This window comes from Oscillatoria salina IIICB1, from assembly GCF_020144665.1.
Taxonomy (GTDB): domain Bacteria; phylum Cyanobacteriota; class Cyanobacteriia; order Cyanobacteriales; family SIO1D9; genus IIICB1.
In genome coordinates, this window is the sequence record NZ_JAAHBQ010000006.1 from 18935 (window position 1) to 35109 (window position 16175).

Below are 16175 nucleotides of genomic sequence, written 5' to 3' on the forward strand. Positions count from 1 at the left end.
ATAATAACTGGTAACTGATAACTAAGATGACAACTCTGCTAGTAAAAAACATTCACACTTTAGTAACAATGGATGCAGCGCGACGAGAAATTCGTGACGGTGCTTTATTCATTCGCGATAATGTAATCGAACAAGTGGGAACAACTTCGGAACTTCCTCAAACAGCCGAGGAAATGTTAGACTTGGAAGGAAAATATGTCGTACTTCCCGGATTTGTTAATACTCATCATCACTTCTTTCAAACATTAACACGGACAGTTCCGGCTGCACAAAATTGCGATTTGTTTCACTGGCTAAAAAATTTATATCCAATTTGGGCAAATCTTACTCCTGAAGGAGTGTATATTAGCACGAAAATGGCAGTGGCAGAGTTAATTCTTTCTGGCTGTACAACTGCTAGCGATCATCTCTACCTTTACCCGAATAATTGTACCCTGGATGATGAAATTCGTGCCGCTCAAGAAATAGGAATTAGGTTTCATGCTAGTCGAGGAAGCATGAGTGTGGGTGAAAGTTTAGGTGGGCTACCTCCTGATTCTATAGTAGAAAAAGAAACGGCAATTTTGCAAGATTCGCAGCGAATTATCGAGCAATATCACGATAATTCTCGTCATTCAATGTTACGCATTACTTTAGCTCCTTGCTCCCCATTTTCGGTTTCCCAAGATTTGATGCGAGAATCAGCAGCAATGGCTCGTAATTATCCGGGAGTGAGGTTACATACTCATTTAGCAGAAAATGAGACAGATGTCAAGTATAGTTTAGAAAAATTTGGTTTAATTCCCGGCGATTATGCGGAATCTGTAGGTTGGTTGGGAGAGGATGTTTGGCACGCTCATTGTGTAAAATTGAGCGATCGCGCGATCGCCAAATTTGGCAAAACTGGTACAGGAGTTGCTCATTGTCCCTGTAGCAATATGCGTCTAGCTAGCGGGATCGCCCCGATTCGCAAAATGCTCGATCGTAATGTACCAGTGGGTTTAGGAGTCGATGGTGCTGCTTCTAACGATGGCACAAATTTGCTTTATGAAGCCAAAATGGCAATGCTTTTAGCTCGTGTCGGTAGCTGCGAAGCTAGTGCGATGACAGCCCGCGACGTTTTAGAATTGGCAACCCTAGGGGGTGCAAAAGTTCTCGGAAGAGACGATATTGGCTATCTCGCACCGGGAATGTCAGCAGATTTTATAGCAATTAATAGCGATCGCCCCCAATTTGCCGGAGCTCAAGATCGGATCGCAGCTTTAGTCTTTTGTCAAGCCGAGCGAGTCGATTATAGCTTTATTAATGGTAAAAAAGTAGTCGATCGCGGTCAATTAACTACAGTTGACTTAGGTCAATTGGTGGAGAAAACTAACCAAATGTCTCAGAAAATGAGGAGTGGATCTCGTATGTGACTCGATTTCCGGTGATTTACACTCGAATTAGTAAAAAAGAGTATAATTGAATACAGACACAAGTTTAATCGTTCATCTCTTTTTCGACCCCTAGAAAAAGAGACGGAAGTAGGAAAATAGTCCCAAGGAACGCACCTCAAACCACTACACAAATAGAGGTAAGTCACCCATGAAGAAATCGTTAATTCACAACGTCGCCAACCAATTGCAATGGCAAACTTATCAGCAATTAGAATTACTTCCTAATTCAGTGGAGAATCCTCAAGCCAAAACAGCCAAATTTGCCTTGGGACTAGATTTAGTCTGGCGGCTGTTAATCATCGCCTTAACTAAAGAACTGATTTACCAAGACCAACAAGTAGAATATTTAGAGCGGTGTTGGGCGTTTGATTTCGAGGAAAATAACTCAACTAATTCTCAGACACTGCAAAAACTGTGGACGCTGATCAAGTAACTTACTCAAACAGCTTAAAAGAGATTCGCTATGCTTGTTATGGCAGAAATTGAGGAAAAATATCCTCGTAGTTTCTCATCAGGCGACGATGCTCCTTATTTGATGCAATTTGTTAGAAATTGGCTTAGGGCGCGATCGCCTTACCGCTTTGGTTGCTTCACCTGAGTATTGTCAAGTTTGACGTTCGCAGTTCTTTCCTAGAAGTGTTAGGCGATCGCTATCATTTACCGAAACACTTGCGTAACTTACCGGGTACATTAGTTGTCAACAGGAGATCGCAGTGAAAATTGAAAGATTTAATCAAAAAGATCTTTCACCAGAAGAAAAAGTACAACTTGAAAAGCTCAAAATTTTAATGAAAAATGCTACTGCTAATGGCAAAATTTCTAAAGATGAGTTGGAATATATTCGCATTGCTATGTGGGCTCATAAAAATATTTCTCTTGCCGAACTGAAATTATACAGAAAGTTAATCTTAGATAAAATTGATTCTGGTGAGTTAGAAATGGATTATTGGGCTTAAGACAGTTAGCAGTAAACAGTTAGCAGTTTACCCAATAATCCTCAGTTATTCTAATTCTACCTTTTTGAATCTCTCCCATTAACTACTCACTGTTCACTGATAACTCAAAAACCCAATCCCAAATCCCCAGTCCCGATAACTATTTATCCAAAACGACCGCTAACGTATTCTTGTGTCGCTTTTTCTTGGGGATTTTGAAAGACTTTCTCCGTGCGATCGTATTCAACTAAGTAACCGAAACGGTTGCCACTTTCGGCTTCTTCAGCGTTGAAAAAAGCAGTCAAATCAGCTACTCGTTGTGCTTGTTGCATATTGTGAGTAACAATGACAATTGTATAATTTTGCTTGAGTTCGTGAATTAAATCTTCTACTTTGTTCGTAGAAACCGGATCGAGAGAAGAACAAGGTTCATCCATTAAAACAACATCTGGTTTAAGTGCAACTGCACGTGCAATACACAAACGTTGTTGTTGTCCGCCAGAGAGAGATAAACCATTTTCTTTTAGTTTATCTTTAACTTCATTCCACAATGCTGCTTGTTTGAGCGAGGTTTCAACTAACTCGTCCATATCGCCTTTGTAGCCATTAATTCTCGCTCCGTAGGCGATATTTTCATAAATAGATTTAGGAAAAGGATTGGGTTTTTGAAAGACCATTCCAATGCGTCGGCGCACTTCAACCGGGTCAATTTTTTTCGAGTAAAGGTCTTTATCATCGTAGATTACTTTTCCTTCAACTCGACAACTATCGATCAAATCGTTGAGACGATTAAAACAGCGTAATAAGGTACTTTTCCCGCAACCAGAAGGACCGACAAAAGCGGTAACTTGATGTTGGGGAATATCCATATAAACATCTCGCAGCGCCATAAAATCGCCGTAGTAGACTTTTAATTTTTCGGTGTGCAAAATGGTTTCGGTGTTCTTCTGTTGGTTAGTGGGTTGGCGATTTTTAGGTTGATGATTCTCATTTCGATCTCGCTGGGAACTTAGTGAATTGTGAGATCGAGTTTCCTCATTCTCGTCAGACATCATTTTTCGCGATCGCTCTTGTCTCAAATTTGTGTCAGAATTATTGGGGAGCTTTTCGCGATCGATTTCTTGGGGAAGATTGTAATTTAAATTTTTATCTCTAGCTGACATAATTACTCCTTGATTAATTAACAGTAAATTGACTATTTTTTTTGCTTGATTCCGTCAAATTAATAAATACTCTTCCGGGTTGCCCAACGAGAAATGATGCTAGTAAGTAGAATTAGTAACACCAAAATCAAAGAAGCTGCCCAAGCAAGTTCATTTTGAGCTTGATAAGGAACAGTGGCATAGCGATAAATTAAAACCGATAAAGATGGATAAGGTCCAATTAAATCTTGGGGCCAAAACTGCGTAAATAATACTGTAAAAAGTAAAGGTGCAGTCTCTCCAGCAGCGCGGGCAACTGCTAAAGTTGTTCCAGTGAGAATTGCTGGTAAAGCAGCAGGTAAAACAATTTTCAAAACAGTATGAAAGTTAGAAGCACCTACTCCTGCTGATGCCCAACGTACTTCTTGCGGTACAATTTGTAACGCTTCGTAAGTAGTTCTTACCACAATTGGTAACATCAAAATTGCTAAGGCAAAACCCCCTGCATAAGCTGAATAAGTATTAGTTGTTAAGACAATTACCCCATAAGCAAATACGCCCATAATAATTGAGGGAACGCCGCTTAAAACATTGTTCATAAAGCTAATAAAGCCATAGACTTTGCGCGAGCTAAATTCAGACAAATAAATGCCTGCGAGAACGCCAATAGGAATCGCAATTAAAGCAGCAATTCCGACTAAAACTAGCGTCCCGACGATCGCATTAGCAATCCCTCCTCCTTCTTGTAAAGCTGCTGGTGGTAATTCAGTAAATAAGGCGAGATTAAAGCGACTAGCTCCTTTATAAATTACGTAGGTAATGACTAATCCTAGGGGCAGTAAGGCAATACCTAAAAGGGTAAAAGCGATGGCGGTAAGTAACTTTCCTATCCACGTTCGGGGACGTGAATTATTATACTCCATGCTATGATTTTTGAAGTTATGTTCTTGATTTCGATCGGTCATAATTTCGGCTAAAATGACAATAATTAATTAGTATTTTTTGACTTTACGAATTATCGATTCAGCAAGAATGTTGACTAGCAAAGTGATGGCAAATAAAATCAGTCCGGCATACATTAAAGCGTCTTTTTGTAAACCGCTTGATTCGGGAAATTGATTTGCCATTAGGGAAGCAATGGTGTTGGCTGGTGCAAGTAGGGAAAAGTCTAAATCGTTGCTATTCCCAATTACTAGAGTGACGGCCATTGTTTCTCCTAAAGCGCGACCTAGTGCTAACATTAAACCGCCGATAATTCCTGAAAAAGCGGCGGGAATTAGGACGCTAAAAATTGTTTGCCAACGACTCGAACCAACTGCATAAGAACCCGAACGCAAGTCTCCTGGTAAGGAAGCTAAAGAGTCGCGAGAAATAGTAGTAAAAATTGGCAAAATCATAATTGACAAAATCACTCCGGCGGGTAGCATTCCCGGACCTCTGTAGGGTGTAGAAAATAAAGGTATCCAAGCGAAATTATTATGAAGAAATGAGCCAATTGGTTTGAGAAAGGGAATTAAAACGTAAATGCCCCATAAACCGTAAACAACACTAGGAATTGCGGCTAATAATTCGACCATAAAGACAAATACGGTACGAATCGATTTAGGTAAAAAATTCTCGCTGAGGACGATCGCGATCGCTAAACCAATCGGAAAGGCGATTAAAAGTGCAATTAACGAACTGACAATGGTTCCGTAGATCGTCGGTAGCACTCCGTAGTTGTCTTCTACGGGATTCCAAGCGCTGGTAGACAAAAATGACCAACCAAACTCGCGGATGGCGGGAAATGCCTGAATTCCTACTTCTACAGCGATCCAAAGTAAAATAGCGGCGATCGCAAAGGCAAAAATGAGTGTTAGCCAAAAAAAGCCTTTGTCAATGGATTTTTCCGATCCCGAACGATGTTTGTTTTCGGTTTGGGTGTTATTGGTTGCTGTCGTCATGGTAGTTTAATTATTTAATTGTTTCCGATTCGCAATTATCATAAAATTAGATAGATTTCCGGATATGTTAGCAATCAACTGGTAACAATAGCTATTTTCAACTTCTTAACTAACATCTAGCTTTTTGTTAATTTTGGTCGTTGCCACAAGCTCTCTCCAAAAATTTAAATCTGTTTGCCAACTACTGTTTATCTCTTAAGAAGTATTTCTGCGAATTTTTTTGATTTTTTTCTCTTACTTAAGAACGATATTTATTTACTTAAACTAAACTTAATTTTTTGTTTAATTTTAATTAACCTAAAATCGTAAAAACTTGAATTGGAAAGTAGAAAAAATATTAAATATTCTTGACAATTGAGAACAAGACAATGACGAAAAGCGAACTAAAAACCAAACTACCAGATCCGCTTCAGCCCCTAGCAGAAATTGCCTTTAATTTTTGGTGGAGTTGGTCGCCAGAGCGACTGTCAATTTTTCACAGCATCAATAGCGATCGCTGGGAAGAATACAACTATAACCCAGTGAAATTGCTAGGATCGATTTCTGAAAAAAGACTAGCTCAACTAGCTACCGATCCTGATTACATTCAGCGAGTTAACAAGCTTGCAAGCGAATTTCAGCAATATTTAGCAGCAAAAGATACTTGGGCAAGTCGGGAAGCACCGCAGTTTAGTCACGAAAAGCCAATTGCTTATTTTTCAATTGAATACGGCTTTCATTCTTGCATTCCTCTTTATGCAGGAGGCTTAGGAATTCTGGCGGCGGATTACTTCAAATCTGCTTCAGATTTAGGCTTACCAGTAGTAGGAATTGGTTTGCTTTATCATCAAGGTTACTGTCAGCAACGCCTCAACAGCAAAGGTTGGCAAGAAGAAGATTATCCCGAAACTAAATTTGCAGAATTACCCCTCGAATTGTGCCAAGACGAAAATAATCAAACCCTGACAATTCAACTGGAAATTGACGATCGCCAAGTAAATTTGCAAATTTGGCAACTGTGCGTGGGACGTTTATCAGTTTACTTGTTAGATAGCAACCGAGACGATAACGAAACTCGCGATCGCGGCTTAACTGCTCGTCTTTATGGTGGCAACCAAGACACTCGCCTTGCTCAAGAATTTTTGTTGGGTATTGGCGGAGTTAAAGCTTTGGAAAAATTGGCAATTAAACCCCAAATTTACCACCTTAATGAAGGTCATGCTGCTTTTGCTATGCTTGAAGTTGCTCGTCAGGAAAGCGAACGCACAGGTAAAAGTTTTGCTGAACTAAAAGAGGTAATAAAAAATCGAGGTATTTTTACTACTCATACGCCAGTTCCCGCAGGTCACGATACTTTTTCTCGCGAACAGATCGAACATTATTTTTATCACTATTGGTTAGAATTAGGACTAAATAAAGAGGAATTTTTTGCTCTCGGAAGCAGAAAACCTGGAGATCCGTTTGAGCCATTTAATATGACCGTGCTAGCCTTAAGAGCGACTAAAGCAGCCAACGGAGTTAGTAAACTTAATGGCGCAGTTTGTCGGCGAATGTGGTCGGATTTATATCCCGATCGCCAGAGCGAAAATGTTCCCATTGGTTACATTACTAACGGCGTTCACCATCGCACTTGGACTGCTCCTTTAATAGCTGATTTATACAAGCAATATTTAGGTGAAGATTGGGCAGATCGGGTGACTGATGAGCAAATGTGGGCAAAGATTAATAAAATTCCTAATTCAGAAATTTGGTGGCGTCATCAACGGTTAAAAGAAAGATTAATTGCTTACATTCGCCTTCAAGTTCAGCAAGCAAGAATTAGACGAGGTGAGTCGGAAGATTTAATTACCGCCGCCGCTAATATTTTCGATTCCAATGCTTTAACAATTGGTTTTGCTCGTCGTTTTAGTACCTACAAACGAGGAGATTTAATTATTCGGGACTTAGAACGAGTAAAACACATTTTTACTAACCAAGAAAGACCAGTACAAATAGTTTTTGCGGGGAAAGCGCACCCGGCTGATGAAGAAAGTAAGCGGATTATGCAAAGATTATTTGCTTGGAGTCGCCAACCAGAATTTGGCGATCGCGTGGTTTTGTTAGAAAACTATAACATTAACCTCGCCGAAAAATTAATTCAAGGTGTAGATTTGTGGTTAAATAATCCTCGGCGATCGCAAGAAGCTTCGGGAACTAGCGGTCAAAAAGTTGCTTTCAATGGCGGGATCAATTGCAGTATCTTGGACGGTTGGTGGTGCGAGGGTTATCGAAGCAATTCTGAAGATCGCGGGATCGATGGTTGGGCGATCGGTGATGGTTGTCAAGCAGAAGTTTCCCAGCTAGAAACTCAACAAGATGCCGAATCTCTCTACCATTTGTTAGAGGAAGAAATTATTCCTTGTTACTACGATCGGGATGACGACGGGTTGCCCCAAAGCTGGATAGAAAAGATGAAAGCCTCAATTAAAACTATTGCCCCGTATTTTAATAGCGATCGCATGGTGAAAGAGTATGTCAACCAGATGTATTTGCCTCAGCCGCAGGTTTCTCAAACGCAAGCAGAAAAGGAGTTAGCATTTAGTAACTAAATTCGCTACTAATTAATAATTTAGTAACAACTGCGAAATGGTTAATCGAGCAACTTTTCATTTGCAAAAAAAGTTAATTGTAGCATAAAAGGAGAGCGAATAAAATGGCAAAAGTCGCAATTAATGGCTTAGGAAGAATTGGCAGAGCAGTCTTAAAAATTGTTGTTAATAACCCAGCATTAGAATTAGTCGCTGTTAACGATTTAGTACCACCAGATAATCTAGCTTATTTGCTCAAATATGATACAGTTTATGGTCGCTACGATAAACAAGTTGAAAGTAGCGAAAACAGCTTAAAAATTGATGGCAAAGAGTATAAAGTATTTTCTGAAAAAGACCCTAGTCAACTACCTTGGGGAAATCTCGGCATTGATTTAGTGTTTGAATGTACGGGAGTTTTTACTAAGAAAGAAGGTTTAGAAAAACATCTGCAAGGAGGTGCCAAAAAAGTCATTCTTTCTGCACCAGCAAAAAGTGATGGAGTCGAAACAATTGTCCACGGTGTAAATCACGCACCCGAATCAGCAGAATACTTTTCTTGTGCTAGTTGTACCACCAATTGCATCACGCCAGTAGTAGAAATTATGGGTCGTCGGATTGGGGTGAAAAAAGCAATTATGACCACAATTCACGCTTATACTTCGACCCAAGCAATTGTCGATGGTCCTAGTAGTAAATATCGTCGGGGACGTGCCGCAGCCGCTAATTTTGTCCCCACATCCACCGGTGCGGCGATCGCCACTACTAAAGTATTAACACAATTCCAAGGTAAATTCGACGGCGTAGCAGTGCGCGGACCCATTCCCGTTGGTTCGATTAGCGATATCATATTAGTAACTGAAAAAGCCACTAACGTTACAGAAATTAATAACATTTTCACTGAAGAAGCCAACAGCGATCGCTATCGAGATATTATTGGCGTTTCCACCGAACCTATCGTTTCTGCTGATATTATCGGCGATCCCCGTGCCTCAATCGTCGATCTCACCATGACGCAAGTTGTCGATGGTGACTTGGTTAAAGTTATGAGTTGGTACGATAACGAATGGGGTTACGCAAATCAAATGGTGCGAGAAGCCTTGCATATTAGTAAAGCAATGTAGATTTTTTTGGGGCGCTATTTGCGCTCCTTTTTTTGAGAAATAAGGGAAAAAGTAACCACAGATGGACACAGATAAACGCGGATAATTAGTTTTAAAGATAAAAATTGTGGCTGAGTTTTTGAGTAAGTAATTATTAGTAATAAATAAAAATGGCAAAGCTAATTTTAGTGCGTCACGGTCAAAGTACGTGGAATGCAGCTAACCGTTTTAGTGGCTGGGTGGACGTTCCTCTTAATCATCAAGGTCGCCAAGAAGCAATGGAAGCAGCGAAAAAAGTTAGTCCTTATCAAATCGATATTTGTTTTACAAGTTTGCTAGTGAGAGCATTAGAAACTACAGCCATTTGTTTGACCGAAGGCGAAGGTTCTTGTCGAGATAAAAGTCCCGTTTTTAAACACGATGCAGACGATCCCAAGTGGCATGGTTGGGATAAATATGAAGGGAATAAAGAAGAAGAAATACCGATCTTTCTTTCACAAGCTTTAGACGAACGTTACTATGGAGAATTGCAGGGATACAACAAAGCAAAAATGGCTCAAAAGGTAGGTAAAGAAACAGTGCATCAGTGGCGGCGATCGTATTCTACCAGACCTCCCGGTGGTGAAAGCCTCGAAGACACTGCCGCGAGGACGATTCCCTTTTTCCAAAATCGCATTTTACCCCACCTCAAAGAAGGAGATTGTGTGTTAGTATCCGCTCACGGGAACTCCCTGCGATCGATTATTATGTATTTGGATAAACTCTCCGAAGCAGAAGTACCCAACCTCGAACTCGCGACTGGAGTTCCCCTCGTTTACGACATTGACAGCGAAGGAGAAATTACTGATAAAATGACTTTAGAATAACTAATTTTTGTTGTCAATATTATTTGAAGGTGTGTGTAAAATGCGTTTATATTGCACTCTTGGATTACCAAAATTAAGCAACAAACAAATAGTTAAATTAGTTGCTTTTAAGTAGTTTAAACATTGGGCAAAATGAATATTATCTAGTGACTTGACTGCTTTTAATTCGATCAAAACTACTTTTTCAATCAATAAATCAGCTTGGTATTTGCCAACAACAACACCATCATATAAAACTTCAATTTCCTGTTGTTGCTGAACGAATAAACCTGTTTTGCGTAATTCATGTGCTAAAGCATTTTCATAAACTTTCTCCAAAAATCCACATCCCATCTGCGTTTATCTGTGTTCATCTGTGGTTCCTTTTAAACATTGCAACAATAAACCGCAAACATCCTTAGCTTCAATTACATCACTTGCTAATAAATCTGGCTTTTGAGTCACAAATAAAGGGCTTTCTCCTGGGGAATTTGTCACGCAACCGTGGGAACCTTGGACTAAATTAGCATCGAGAGGGATAACATCCATTAAATAGCGAAAACCAAGCTGTTTTTGCAGTAATTTACTAGCAATTTTTACTTTTGGTAGCTTGAGTTGGGGATCGAGAAATAACTCGACGGGATCGTAACCTGGTTTACGGTGAATATCGACAGTTCTCGCAAAATCTGGTGCAGAATTATCATCTAACCAATAATAATAAGTAAACCACGCATTTGAGTCCGCGATCGCGACTAATTCCCCAGATCTGGGATGATCTAAATGATACTTTTGTTTCCCTTCCCTGTCTAAAACTTCTGCAATTCCGTCAGTGGCTTCGAGTAGCGATCGCACTTTCGGGATATACTCAGAATCATTCACATAAACATGGGCTAACTGATGATCTGCGACTGCAAAAGCTACACTCGCACCTGCATCCAGCAATTCTCTTCCTAATTCTTCTCGTACCGCTAGCAAACCGTTTTCCCGCAGCATACGGTTCAAATGTACTGGTTTCGACACCGGACTAATCCCATATTCCGAAAGTAAAATTACTTGAGCATTTTTCGCTGCATAAAAATCAATTAAATCGCCACAAACTTCATCAATTTCTCGTAAATCTTTTCCTATTTTTTCCGCATCAGTACCAATTTTCTGCAAACAATAATCTAAATGAGGTAAATAAATTAAAGTTAAAGTAGGATTATATCTTTCTTCGATCCATTTTGCCGAATTAGCAATCCATTGACTCGACACAATTGAAGTATTCGGACCCCAAAAATTAAATAAGGGAAATTGACCTAACTCAGCCTGAATTTTAGGGCGAATATCTGCTGGTTGCGTGTAAATATCCGGCAATTTTCTCCCATCAGCCGGATACATTGGTCGAGGTGTAATTGCATAATCCACTGATGAATACATATTGTACCACCAAAACACATTAGCACAAGTAAAATTAGGGTCAATTGCTTTCGCCATTGACCAAATTTTCTCACTTTGAACTAACTTATTCGACTGTCGCCAAAACTTGACTTCACACTCGTCGCGGAAATACCACCCATTCCCAACAATACCATGTTCATTGGGCATTTTTCCAGTTAAATACGTCGCTTGGGCTGCACAAGTTACCGCAGGTAAAACTGGCTTAATCGCAGCCATTTTTCCTTGTTCAATCCACCGAGACAATCGCGGTGTATATTTACCCAATAAACTCGGAGTTAAACCAACAACATTAATAACAACTGTTTTCTGCATAAATAGCTACCATTAACTAATTTTTTTGCGAATTTATGACTCCTAATACCCACTCATATTCTCTCTCAATTGATGCAAGTAAATCTATTTTAATTTCTGCTGGTAAAACATCCCAAGTATAAGTTTCAATTTCCAAATGATTGCAAACTGGATTATCTTGCAGTAAATTCAAAACAGTTACAATGTCATCTTGGGTAGATTGCAAAAGATGATAATCAGCAATAAAAATTGGCACATGAAAATGAGTCCGCCATTCTTTTGCTGACGTATTTTCCAGATAAGGTAAGGCTGTTACTAAATCCTGATAGTGGTAAAATTCTCTATCAGGTAAACGTTCGATTACTTGATGCAAATAAGTAGATTCGGCAAAAGGAGATAACCGTTGCTGTATTCTTTTTCTTCCTTCAGCTTCTGCTGGTAAACTTACTTTAATTGCCGCACTAATTTGAATTTTACCAATTTTAATTCCCGCAGCTTCTAAACGCTGAAAAACTCGGTTGGGATCTTCGTATTCTACGGCAAAATGACAAGTATCGTAGCAAATACGAATGTGTTCCCGTAAATGTTGTTCAGCTAATTCTGGGGAAATTGCTAATTTTTCAGCTAAAAATGAGCCTCCAATCGGCAAAAGATTCTTTTGAAAATAATCAATTACTTCCGCCGTATTTTCGATTTGTCCATCGGGTTCGGGTTCCAAATCGAGATGTAATAATTTTCCCGTTTCTTGACGGATGCGTACCATTTCCGCAGTTAATCTTGCCAGATTTAAACTGCTTTCTTTTAAGACAATTTCGCCTAAATATTTTTCTTTTTGCCACCAAGGTTTATAAGACAAAGGGACAGTAGAAATACCGCCATCTATTCCTGCTGGTAAGAGACTAGCGAGAATTTTTACTAAGCGAATAGTATAGTCTAAACGTTCTGGTTTTGACCAATCTGGCGCATAAACTTTGTCCTTAACAACTTGTTGATGAAATCCGCCATAAGGAAAGCCATTTAACGTAAAAACATACAAGTTTTGTCCACTCAGCCACGACTGAAATGCAGCGAGATTATTTCCTGCTAATAATTCTCGTGTGGCTGCATCTGCTAACCGCAAACCAATCCCAAATGGTTGTGTTGGCGAAAGTCGATTTTTAAGGACAGGAATGTATTGCTTGAGGTTAGTCAAAACTTCTGACCAAGTTTCGCCTGGGTGAATGTTCGTACAATAAGTTAAATGAAAGTTTTCGTCAATTTTCATTAATTAATTAACTTGCTAGTTTGTATTCGATTTGTTGTAGAAACGAAATTGCTTGTTGGTATAAATCTAAATCAACTTCGCTCACTTCTTTTCCTCGTCCCAATTTTGATAGCAGGGTGATAGTTAATTCTCCTCCTAAATGTTCTTGAAATTCGCTCAAACCTTTGAAGACGGAACGGGGATGTTCGGGACGTTCAATTTGTTCGACTAATTCGGGGACAAATAAGTCAAATCCAATCTCAGTTAGTGTCTTGATAATTTGCTGCCACTCAGCTAAAGAAAGCCAACCAAGCAAATAAGAATAGGTACTATCTAAAGCAATTCCGATCGCTACTGCCTCGCCGTGACGCAATTCATAGTTGGTTAAATATTCTAGACGATGGGCTGCCCAATGTCCGAAGTCGAGGGGACGAGAGGAACCCATTTCAAAAGGATCGCCACTGTTAGCAATATGATCTAAGTGTAACTGAGCGCAACGATAAATTAATTGTTCCATTGTTTCCATGTCTCGCTGCGCTAAAGCTGTGGCGTTGCTGCTGATAAAATCAAAGAAATTCTTGTCTTTAATTAAGGCAACTTTAACAGCTTCTGCTATGCCCGATCGCCAGTCTCTCTCGTCGAGGGTTTTGAGAAAGTCGAAGTCGTTTAACACGGCGTAGGGGGGCGCAAAACTACCGAGGAAGTTCTTTTTTCCAAAGGCATTAATCCCGTTTTTTACGCCGACTGCGGAATCATTCTGCGATAAAACTGTGGTGGGGATGCGAATCAATCTGACACCTCGGTGGGCGGTTGCGGCTGCATATCCTGCCATATCTAATACTGCACCACCGCCGATCGCTAATAAGTAAGAATGACGACATAAGCCGACTTCGTTAATTACGGAATGCAGTTTTTCGATTAGTTTGGGGTCGTTTTTCGAGGCTTCGCCACCGGGAACTATAATTGGTTCGGTTGATAATTTGAGAATATTTTTATACCTTTTGGCGTAGGCAAAAATTTGCTCTGGTAAGTTAGGATGATTGGCAAATACGCCAGAGTCGATAACGGCGATCGCGCGTTTTGGTCCTCTCTCTCCATCATCGGTAATTACTTGGGCTAATAAGGAATTATCTAACTCAAATAAGCCGTTGGTGAAATGTACGCCGTAGTTAAAAGTAACGCGAACTTGTTGCTGAATTGGCTGAATCTGAAATTGTTTTTTCTTAGCGATGGCAAGTGTCATAATTTTTCCTAAAAAAGTATCTTAAGTTACTGAAAAAAGCTTTGCTAATCCGAGCGAAATCGGTAATAAAATTAATACTGCTAAACCGTAAAAAGAATTAGTAAATCCGGCGGCAACTGCGGCATCTAACACAATCAGAGATAAGACTCCAGCCATCACTGCGGTGCGAATTTTTTCGGGGATTGGTTCGCGGGCAGCTTGGAAAAAAGGAGGTATAATTCGCCCTGCTAGAAATGCAGCAAAAGGCAGGGCGACGAGTGACTGATAGTTGGGTAATAATCCTAATAAGAGAATACTACTAATTACCCAAAAAATTAAGCCTAAAGCGACATATCCGGTAATTTTTTTTCCGCCTGTTACTTCTCCTTGACTAATCGCAGTAATTGCGGCAATATAGACAATGGGAATGAAAGCTAAATACCATCTTTCGGTTAGCATTGTATTGACAACACTAACACCAAGTAGTAAATTAGCGCCGCGACACAAACCCATATTTAAAGGTCCGAAAAAAACATGATGTTTAGCAACTGCATCGTAAAATAAAGCAGCCAAAGCGATGAAAGCTGCTAAACCTGCGCTAATTAAAGAAACTTGCACCGCAGCCACAATTCCCATCACTAAAAGTAGACTACCCAAAATAATTGCACCGGTGAGAGAAGCGCGATCGCTAGGAATTGGTCTTTCGGGACGTTCTTTTGCGTCGAGTTCGGCATCAAAAACATCGTTAAATACCACACCGCCGCCATATAATCCCGTAGTTGCTAACAGTAACCAACCCAGAGGTAACAAACTAGCAATTGTGGTTTCTTGGTTAATAATTTGAGGAAAAATAATTGCCGATCCCGAAGCAGCAAAACCAACTAAAATATCTGCCCAAGCAGTCACAATATTAGCAGGGCGCATTAATTGTAAATATGCCCACCAACGATTAGTTGTTAAACTTGCTGCTTTCATTTGTTAGCCTCTGGATTGGGGATTAGGGACTGGGGACTGGGGACTGGGGATTGGGGATTAGGAAACAAGAAGGAAAAATTGATAACTGGTAAATGCGGGTACTTGCTAATAAAAATCGATTTATTTATTTCTATTCAATAACTAAAAAGTCGTTAACTGATTCGATACCAGGTTTTTGTCCGCGTAAAACCGAATTACCATCGTATAATTGAGATTGATCGGCTTTCGCTGCTTCACTCCAATCTGATGCTTGCATTTGTCCGGTTTGACTGTATGCAGCGAGGGCATTTTCATAGCAAACAGCGCGAACTTGGTCTTCGGGAATGCCTTTTTCTAACATTAATTTGGCGGTTTTCGGGACAGCTAAAGGATCGCTTACTCCCCAGTCGGCACTACTATCAACAATGATGCGATTTTTGCCGTATTTCCGTACAACTTCAACCATTCGGGCGTTGCCCATTTTGGTCATGGGATAAATAGTAAAAGCTGCCCAAAAACCCCGATTTAAAACTTCTTCAACAGTTTCTTCGTTGTTGTGGTCGATAATAACTTGGGAGGGATCTAAACCATGTTCTAAACAGCGATCCATACTGCGACTCGCGCCAGCTTTTTTGTTGCGATGGGGTGTATGAATTAAGACTAAAGTATCTAATTCTTTGGCGAGTTCGAGTTGCTGACGAAAATATTTATCTTCAGTTTCCGTCATGTCATCGTAACCAATTTCACCGATCGCCACTACTCCTTCTTTACAAGCATAAAGCGGCAGCAGTTCCATGACTTGTTCGGCTAATTCAGCATTGTTAGCTTCTTTGGGGTTCAAGCCGATTGTGCAATAATGTTTGATGCCAAACTGACTCGCCCGAAAGCGTTCCCAACCAACCAAAGTGCTAAAGTAATCCTTGAAACTACCTAAAGTAGTGCGCGGTTGTCCTAACCAGAAAGAAGGTTCAATGACCGCCACAATGCCATATTCTCGCATGATTAAGTAATCATAAGTAGTGCGAGAAGTCATGTGAATATGGGGATCGATAAAAATTAGGTTATCGTTTGCCATGATTTAGGTTTCCTGGTTGAA

General features: G+C 40.0%; 16 protein-coding genes and 1 riboswitch. Of the genes, 7 read left to right on the plus strand and 9 right to left on the minus strand.

The genetic code is table 11. The annotated features are described in order from the left end of the window. Positions 1-26: 26 nt before the first annotated feature. The 4 genes from G3T18_RS01975 to G3T18_RS01985 all read left to right on the plus strand — a co-directional run bounded on the left by G3T18_RS01975 (position 27) and on the right by G3T18_RS01985 (position 2371). Positions 27-1394, plus strand: coding sequence for an 8-oxoguanine deaminase (locus G3T18_RS01975; RefSeq protein ID WP_224408841.1), 1368 nt, complete (start codon positions 27-29; stop codon positions 1392-1394). Positions 1395-1461: 67 nt separating this feature from the next. Further along, positions 1462-1530, plus strand: a riboswitch (Glutamine riboswitch). 33 nt (positions 1531-1563) lie between these two features. Further along, positions 1564-1848, plus strand: coding sequence for a hypothetical protein (locus tag G3T18_RS01980; protein WP_224408842.1), 285 nt, complete (start codon positions 1564-1566; stop codon positions 1846-1848). Between the two features lie 30 nt (positions 1849-1878). Then, positions 1879-2013 carry a hypothetical protein gene (locus tag G3T18_RS25410; protein WP_263480240.1) on the plus strand — a complete coding sequence of 45 codons (135 nt, stop codon included), beginning with the start codon at positions 1879-1881 and terminating at the stop codon, positions 2011-2013. Between the two features lie 115 nt (positions 2014-2128). Continuing rightward, positions 2129-2371 (plus strand): hypothetical protein, encoded by a 243-nt coding sequence (locus G3T18_RS01985; RefSeq protein ID WP_224408843.1) that lies wholly within the window; start codon positions 2129-2131, stop codon positions 2369-2371. Positions 2372-2514: 143 nt separating this feature from the next. On the opposite strand, the gene pstB is transcribed toward G3T18_RS01985, so the two are convergent. The 3 genes from pstB to pstC form a co-directional block, all read right to left on the minus strand. Then, positions 2515-3405, minus strand: coding sequence for a phosphate ABC transporter ATP-binding protein PstB (pstB, locus tag G3T18_RS01990; protein WP_397333903.1), 891 nt, complete (start codon positions 3403-3405; stop codon positions 2515-2517). Positions 3406-3572: 167 nt separating this feature from the next. Continuing rightward, positions 3573-4457 carry a phosphate ABC transporter permease PstA gene (gene pstA, locus G3T18_RS01995; RefSeq protein WP_224408845.1) on the minus strand — a complete coding sequence of 295 codons (885 nt, stop codon included), beginning with the start codon at positions 4455-4457 and terminating at the stop codon, positions 3573-3575. Between the two features lie 27 nt (positions 4458-4484). Further along, complete coding sequence (pstC, locus tag G3T18_RS02000; RefSeq protein ID WP_224408846.1) at positions 4485-5435, minus strand: phosphate ABC transporter permease subunit PstC; 951 nt, start codon at positions 5433-5435, stop codon at positions 4485-4487. A 368-nt stretch (positions 5436-5803) separates the two neighbouring features. On the opposite strand from pstC, the gene glgP reads away from it, so the two are divergent. From glgP to G3T18_RS02015, 3 genes are all read left to right on the plus strand, one after another. After that, a complete protein-coding gene (glgP, locus tag G3T18_RS02005; RefSeq protein ID WP_224408847.1) occupies positions 5804-8002 on the plus strand; it encodes an alpha-glucan family phosphorylase in 2199 nt (732 codons plus the stop codon). A 104-nt stretch (positions 8003-8106) separates the two neighbouring features. Then, a complete protein-coding gene (gene gap, locus G3T18_RS02010; protein WP_224408848.1) occupies positions 8107-9105 on the plus strand; it encodes a type I glyceraldehyde-3-phosphate dehydrogenase in 999 nt (332 codons plus the stop codon). A 149-nt stretch (positions 9106-9254) separates the two neighbouring features. Then, positions 9255-9950, plus strand: a complete 696-nt coding sequence (locus G3T18_RS02015) for a 2,3-bisphosphoglycerate-dependent phosphoglycerate mutase (RefSeq protein ID WP_224408849.1) — start codon at positions 9255-9257, stop codon at positions 9948-9950. On the opposite strand, the gene G3T18_RS02020 is transcribed toward G3T18_RS02015, so the two are convergent. From G3T18_RS02020 to G3T18_RS02045, 6 genes are all read right to left on the minus strand, one after another. Further along, positions 9951-10283, minus strand: coding sequence for a GxxExxY protein (locus tag G3T18_RS02020; RefSeq protein ID WP_224408850.1), 333 nt, complete (start codon positions 10281-10283; stop codon positions 9951-9953). It abuts the gene before it with no gap. A gap of 6 nt (positions 10284-10289) precedes the next feature. Further along, the gene (locus G3T18_RS02025) at positions 10290-11681 is read right to left on the minus strand and encodes an alkaline phosphatase family protein (RefSeq protein WP_224408851.1); all 1392 of its coding nucleotides are present in this window, start codon (positions 11679-11681) and stop codon (positions 10290-10292) included. 16 nt (positions 11682-11697) lie between these two features. Continuing rightward, on the minus strand, positions 11698-12924 hold the full coding sequence (eboE, locus tag G3T18_RS02030) for a metabolite traffic protein EboE (RefSeq protein WP_224408852.1): 1227 nt from the start codon (positions 12922-12924) through the stop codon (positions 11698-11700). 7 nt (positions 12925-12931) lie between these two features. After that, on the minus strand, positions 12932-14146 hold the full coding sequence (locus G3T18_RS02035) for a 3-dehydroquinate synthase (protein ID WP_224408853.1): 1215 nt from the start codon (positions 14144-14146) through the stop codon (positions 12932-12934). Positions 14147-14167: 21 nt separating this feature from the next. Beyond that, positions 14168-15100 carry a UbiA-like protein EboC gene (gene eboC / locus G3T18_RS02040; protein WP_224408854.1) on the minus strand — a complete coding sequence of 311 codons (933 nt, stop codon included), beginning with the start codon at positions 15098-15100 and terminating at the stop codon, positions 14168-14170. A gap of 130 nt (positions 15101-15230) precedes the next feature. After that, positions 15231-16154, minus strand: coding sequence for a TatD family hydrolase (locus G3T18_RS02045; RefSeq protein WP_224408855.1), 924 nt, complete (start codon positions 16152-16154; stop codon positions 15231-15233). Positions 16155-16175: the final 21 nt, after the last annotated feature.

What these genes read in the sequence shown, in the direction of transcription:
- G3T18_RS01975 (WP_224408841.1), top strand. Translation starts at nt 27, where the DNA reads ATGACAACTCTGCTAGTAAAAAACATTCACACTTTAGTAACAATGGAT.
- G3T18_RS01980 (WP_224408842.1), top strand. Translation starts at nt 1,564, where the DNA reads ATGAAGAAATCGTTAATTCACAACGTCGCCAACCAATTGCAATGGCAA.
- G3T18_RS25410 (WP_263480240.1), top strand. Translation starts at nt 1,879, where the DNA reads ATGCTTGTTATGGCAGAAATTGAGGAAAAATATCCTCGTAGTTTCTCA.
- pstB (WP_397333903.1), bottom strand. Translation starts at nt 3,405, where the DNA reads ATGATGTCTGACGAGAATGAGGAAACTCGATCTCACAATTCACTAAGT.
- pstA (WP_224408845.1), bottom strand. Translation starts at nt 4,457, where the DNA reads ATGACCGATCGAAATCAAGAACATAACTTCAAAAATCATAGCATGGAG.
- pstC (WP_224408846.1), bottom strand. Translation starts at nt 5,435, where the DNA reads ATGACGACAGCAACCAATAACACCCAAACCGAAAACAAACATCGTTCG.
- glgP (WP_224408847.1), top strand. Translation starts at nt 5,804, where the DNA reads ATGACGAAAAGCGAACTAAAAACCAAACTACCAGATCCGCTTCAGCCC.
- gap (WP_224408848.1), top strand. Translation starts at nt 8,107, where the DNA reads ATGGCAAAAGTCGCAATTAATGGCTTAGGAAGAATTGGCAGAGCAGTC.
- G3T18_RS02015 (WP_224408849.1), top strand. Translation starts at nt 9,255, where the DNA reads ATGGCAAAGCTAATTTTAGTGCGTCACGGTCAAAGTACGTGGAATGCA.
- G3T18_RS02020 (WP_224408850.1), bottom strand. Translation starts at nt 10,283, where the DNA reads ATGGGATGTGGATTTTTGGAGAAAGTTTATGAAAATGCTTTAGCACAT.
- G3T18_RS02025 (WP_224408851.1), bottom strand. Translation starts at nt 11,681, where the DNA reads ATGCAGAAAACAGTTGTTATTAATGTTGTTGGTTTAACTCCGAGTTTA.
- eboE (WP_224408852.1), bottom strand. Translation starts at nt 12,924, where the DNA reads ATGAAAATTGACGAAAACTTTCATTTAACTTATTGTACGAACATTCAC.
- G3T18_RS02035 (WP_224408853.1), bottom strand. Translation starts at nt 14,146, where the DNA reads ATGACACTTGCCATCGCTAAGAAAAAACAATTTCAGATTCAGCCAATT.
- eboC (WP_224408854.1), bottom strand. Translation starts at nt 15,100, where the DNA reads ATGAAAGCAGCAAGTTTAACAACTAATCGTTGGTGGGCATATTTACAA.
- G3T18_RS02045 (WP_224408855.1), bottom strand. Translation starts at nt 16,154, where the DNA reads ATGGCAAACGATAACCTAATTTTTATCGATCCCCATATTCACATGACT.